A 5054-nucleotide genomic window follows, 5' to 3' on the forward strand; every position below is an offset into this window, starting at 1 on the left:
GTCTCGGCGGGCCCCACCGGCGTCTCGTGGGGGACGGGTGCGTCAGGCCGCGGCGGGCGTCGGCTCCCCGGTCGTGCGCACCGGCCGCGGGTACTCCTCGACGACGGCGCCGGGGACGTCCTCGGCGGGCGCCCCCGCGGGGACGGCGGCCGGAACGTCGGCGGCGTCGACGGTGGCTCCGACAGCGGCCGCGGCGGGGACGGGTTCCTCGGCGGGCTGCTCGTCACGCAGCGGCAGCCCCAGGGTCACGGTGGCCGGGCGTGGGACGCGCGGCGGCGGGACGGTCAGCGCCACCAGGGCGGCGCCCCCGAGCCCGAGCAACAGAGCGGCCCACGCCACCCACGTCCAGCCCAGCGCCGCAGACGCGCCCAGCAGGGCCCCGTCCGCGATCCCTACGACGAGCCCGACGACGAGCACCCGTCTCATGCCTACCTCCCACGGTCCGCCTCATCCGTGCCTCTCCCAGGAGACGACAGGTAGGGCGCTCGTGCATCCGCAGGGCGGATCGTGGAGGTCACAGGTGCGTCACGGTCACCGTCCAGGCGGGTGCGGCCAGTCGAGCGCGGGCGCCGGCACGGGCACCGGGTGCGGCGGGTCGTCGTGCCCCAGCAGCAGGGGCGACGGCGTCGCGTCGAGCGCCGAGCGCAGCTGGTGGTGCATCTCGCCGGTGAGCCGCAGCGCGAGCTCGAACCGGACGGGCGCCACGTGGTCGACGTGCAGCCGCCCACCGATGGCGGGGTGCGGCGAGAACGCGAGCACCTCGTCCGGGCGCGGGAGCGTGCCGGCGTCGAGGACCTCCCGGCAGAGGTCCTCCAGGAGGAGGTCTGCGCGCCCGTCGGGAGAGTCCAGCTCGGTGTACATCTCGACCGCGGTGGACCACCGGAGCTCGAGCGACCCCTCGATGGTGTCGAGGAACCACCACCCCTCCAGGGACTCGAGGAAGACGTCGCCGAAGACAGTCGTGAAGCGGGGCGTCTTGCCGTGGACCCCCAGCCACGACCAGGACGCCAGCCCGTACGCGAAAGCGCCCGGGGCAAAGGTTCTGAGCAGTTCCACGAGCGCATCAAACCACCTTGTGGTAAAAGACAAAACCCTTGGCCGTCCGGGCGGAGGTCGTGGCCTGGCTCACGGAGAAGCGTCACCTGATCGTGACCTGGGTCAAGGATGCGGGCAGGATAGTCAAGAAGAGGTCATCGCCGCAGGTCCCGGGTCGTGCGGCGGCGGGCGGAGGAACTCGCACTCCCCGCCGGCCGTTGTCCCGGGTGCCGCTCCGCGACCTCGGGAGCACGCAGAACTTCAGCCCCTCACCCGGAGGTGACCCATGGAGACGCCGGCCGACAGCCGCCGGGTCGACGCCCGCAGCGTCGCGATCACGGGCCTGGCGACCCTGGCCTGGTATGCCGTCCCGGACGTCGTCGGGCCGCGGTGGGCCCGCGCGCTGACCAAGGTCGCCGTGCTCGGCGGCGGCGTCGCCCTCGTCACCGTCGCGACGCAGGAGGGCCGGTCCGCGCTCGACGGCCTACGGGAGGTGCGCGACGAGCTGCGCGACCTGGGCGCAGCCGCCGCGGACGCGGTCGACGGCGACGGTCTCCAGGACGGCGCGGTCGGCGCCGACGGTGCGGGCGGCCCCGGCGCCGCGGCCGGCCGGGACGACAACGTGCTGCTCGGCGAGGCCGGCCTCGACGGCGCGGACCCCCTGCCGGACCCGGTCGTCGTGGGCGTCGCGGCGGGTGCCGCCGTGGTCGTCGCCGTCGTCGTGGCGGTGGCGGGGGAGAAGTGGGCCTACCGGCGCGGCGAGCGCTGGCGTGCGCGCGGGCTCCGTCTCCCGCACACGCGGGTGGGGCTGCTCCTCGGGGCCGCCGCGGCGGCGGCGACCGCCCTCGACCCCTCGGCGGCGCGGTCGCGGCCCGAGGGCGGCTGAGGGTCAGTCGTCGAAGACGTCCCAGCAGATCGCGCTGCGCGCCCGCTGGTCGTCGAGGACGAGGTCGAGCAGCTCGGCGGGCACCTGCTTCCGCTGCCAGTCGCGCTCCGCGAGGCGCGCGGCCTCCGCGCCGCCGGCGGGGGCCGCGGCGCTCGCGGCCCGGATCGCGTAGGCGGCGGCGCCCAGGTCGTGCGCGGCGACGTGCGCGACGGCGACCGCCTGCCCCGCCGCGAGGGCGGCGAACCGGGCCGGGTCGGGGCGCCCCTTGCCGGCGGCGTTCGCGACGAAGGCGGTGCGGTGCGCCTCGCGCATCGGCACCTCGCCGCGGATCCAGCCGCGCGCCACGTCGAGCGCCTCGCGCGGGCGCGGGTCGTCGGGCGCCTCCCGCTCGAAGAGCGGCAGCACGTGGTCGGCGCAGGCCACGGCCCACGCGGCCAGCATCCGGTGGTGGTCGTCGGTGAGGGTCCCGCCCCGGCGCACGGTGATCAGCCGGGGGTCGCGGACGGTGGGCAGGATCGGCACGGGCCCATCCTGCCGGGCCGCCCGTCCGGGGTCGCGGCGGACGCCGGTAGACTGGCGGCGCGCCGTGTGGCGCCCCCGCCCGGAACCGACGCCGGATACCGGCACCGCGAGGCGGTGCGGCGATCACCCGGTCCGAGCACCCGGAGCATTCCGGCCACCCGTGCTTGTACTCGTGCGACCCGAGGGAAGTTGATGACCGCCGCTGCCGACAGCGCTGAAGCCGTGTCCGCCCCCCGTCCCCAGCTGGACACCGTCGAGAACGCCGCCTCCACGCCCGACGAGGCGCAGCCGTTCGCGGAGCTCGGGCTCAAGCCGGACGAGTACCAGCGCATCCGCGACCTGCTCGGCCGCCGCCCCACGGCCGCCGAGCTCGCGATGTACTCCGTGATGTGGTCCGAGCACTGCTCGTACAAGTCGTCCAAGGTGCACCTGAAGAAGTTCGGTGACCGCGTCACCGACGAGATGAAGGAGCACCTGCTCGTCGGCATCGGCGAGAACGCGGGCGTCGTCGACGTCGGCGACGGCTGGGCGGTCACCTTCAAGGTCGAGTCGCACAACCACCCGTCGTTCGTCGAGCCGTACCAGGGCGCCGCGACCGGCGTCGGAGGCATCGTCCGCGACATCATCTCGATGGGCGCGCGCCCCGTGGCCGTGATGGACCAGCTGCGCTTCGGCGCCGTCGACCACCCGGACACCGCCCGCGTCGTGCACGGCGTCGTGTCCGGCGTCGGCGGCTACGGCAACAGCCTCGGCCTGCCCAACATCGGCGGCGAGCTCGTCTTCGACGGCTCCTACCAGGGCAACCCGCTCGTCAACGCGCTGTGCCTCGGCGTGCTGCGCCACGAGGATATCCACCTGGCCAACGCCTCGGGCGTGGGCAACAAGGTGGTGCTCTTCGGTGCGCGCACCGGCGGCGACGGCATCGGCGGCGCCTCCATCCTCGCGTCGGAGACCTTCGAGGACGGCGTGCCGGCCAAGCGTCCGAGCGTCCAGGTGGGCGACCCCTTCATGGAGAAGGTGCTCATCGAGTGCTGCCTGGAGCTCTACGCGGCGCAGGTCGTCGAGGGCATCCAGGACCTCGGCGCCGCGGGCATCTCCTGCGCGACGAGCGAGCTGGCCTCGAACGGCGACGGCGGCATGCACGTCTGGCTCGACGACGTGCTGCTGCGCGACCCCACGCTCAACGCCGGCGAGATCCTCATGTCGGAGTCGCAGGAGCGCATGATGGCGGTGGTCACGCCGGAGAAGCTCGAGCAGTTCCTCGCGATCACCGGCAAGTGGGACGTCGAGACCGCCGTCATCGGCGAGGTCAACGACTCCGGCCGCCTCACCATCGACCACCACGGCCAGCGGATCGTGGACGTCGACCCGCGGACCGTCGCTCACGAGGGCCCGGTCTACGAGCGGCCCTACGCCCGACCGGCCTGGCAGGACGGCCTCCAGGCCGACACCACGGTGGCCGCGGGCCTCGCCCGTCCGACGTCGGCCGACGACCTGCGCGCCACCGCGCTGCGCCTGCTCGCCTCGCCGAACCTCGCCTCGAAGGCGTGGGTGACGAACCAGTACGACCGCTTCGTCCAGGGCAACACCGCGCTCGCCCAGCCCGACGACGGCGGCGTGGTCCGCGTCGACGAGGCCACCGGCCGCGGCGTCGCGCTCGCGACCGACGCGAACGGCCGCTACGGCAAGCTCGACCCCCGCACGGGCGCCCAGCTCGCCCTCGCGGAGGCGTACCGCAACGTCGCGACGGCCGGAGCCACGCCGCTCGCCGTGACGGACTGCCTCAACTTCGGCTCGCCGGAGCACCCGGACTCGATGTGGCAGCTCGTCGAGGCGATCGAGGGCCTCGCGGACGCGTGCCAGGAGCTGGGCGTCCCGGTCACCGGCGGCAACGTCTCGCTCTACAACGGCACCGGCGAGCCCGGGCAGATCGACTCGTCGATCCACCCGACGCCCGTCGTCGGCGTCCTCGGCGTGATCGACGACGTGCGCACCGCGGTGCCGTCCGGCTGGCGCGCCGAGGGCCTGTCGATCTTGCTGCTGGGCCGCACGGCCGACGAGCTCGACGGGTCCGCGTGGGCCGACGTCGAGCACGGGCACCTCGGCGGCCTGCCGCCGCGCGTGGACCTCGGTGCCGAGCGCGCTCTCGCCTCGGTGCTGGTCGAGGCCCGCGAGCAGGGCCTCGTCGCCGCCGCGCACGACCTGTCCGAGGGCGGCCTCGCCCAGGGCCTGATCGAGGCCTCGCTGCGCTATGGCGTCGGCGCGGACGTCGCGCTCGACGGCGTCACCGGCCGCGACGGCGTGACGCCGTTCGCCGCGCTGTTCAGCGAGTCCACCGCGCGCGCCCTGGTGGCCGTGGACCCGGAGCACGAGTCCGAGCTCGTCGCGGTGGCCGAGGCCGCCGGCGTCCCCGTCCTGCGGCTCGGCCGCACCGGCGGCGAGGCGCTGGTCGTGGCCGGCGGCTTCGACGGCGAGACCTTCACGGTGCCGCTGGACGAGGCCCGCGAGGCCCACGAGGGCACGCTGCCGCGCATCTTCGGCTGAGCCCGGCCCCGCAAGAACGCTGTGAGCGGGCGTTTGGCCCTGTTTCGGAGGCGAAACAGGGCCAAAC

Annotated in this window: 5 protein-coding genes; 2 read left to right on the plus strand and 3 right to left on the minus strand. The window is 74.9% G+C overall.

Annotated features, from left to right (window positions below):
* Positions 1-42: 42 nt before the first annotated feature.
* Both ACFWDO_RS21055 and ACFWDO_RS21060 read right to left on the minus strand, forming a co-directional pair.
* Complete coding sequence (locus ACFWDO_RS21055) at positions 43-426, minus strand: hypothetical protein (RefSeq protein ID WP_380326578.1); 384 nt, start codon at positions 424-426, stop codon at positions 43-45.
* Positions 427-531: 105 nt separating this feature from the next.
* Positions 532-1056, minus strand: a complete 525-nt coding sequence (locus tag ACFWDO_RS21060) for a hypothetical protein (RefSeq protein ID WP_380326581.1) — start codon at positions 1054-1056, stop codon at positions 532-534.
* Positions 1057-1321: 265 nt separating this feature from the next.
* Here ACFWDO_RS21060 and ACFWDO_RS21065 point away from each other — a divergent pair, with 265 nt between their 5' ends.
* Positions 1322-1921 carry a hypothetical protein gene (locus ACFWDO_RS21065; RefSeq protein ID WP_380326584.1) on the plus strand — a complete coding sequence of 200 codons (600 nt, stop codon included), beginning with the start codon at positions 1322-1324 and terminating at the stop codon, positions 1919-1921.
* Between the two features lie 3 nt (positions 1922-1924).
* Here ACFWDO_RS21065 and ACFWDO_RS21070 read toward each other — a convergent pair whose 3' ends face one another.
* Positions 1925-2443 (minus strand): putative immunity protein, encoded by a 519-nt coding sequence (locus tag ACFWDO_RS21070; RefSeq protein ID WP_380326587.1) that lies wholly within the window; start codon positions 2441-2443, stop codon positions 1925-1927.
* A 192-nt stretch (positions 2444-2635) separates the two neighbouring features.
* On the opposite strand from ACFWDO_RS21070, the gene purL reads away from it, so the two are divergent.
* Positions 2636-4987, plus strand: a complete 2352-nt coding sequence (gene purL, locus ACFWDO_RS21075; protein WP_380326590.1) for a phosphoribosylformylglycinamidine synthase subunit PurL — start codon at positions 2636-2638, stop codon at positions 4985-4987.
* The last annotated feature ends 67 nt before the right edge of the window (positions 4988-5054 follow it).

This window comes from Isoptericola sp. NPDC060185 (assembly GCF_042728595.1).
Lineage (GTDB): Bacteria > Actinomycetota > Actinomycetes > Actinomycetales > Cellulomonadaceae > Isoptericola.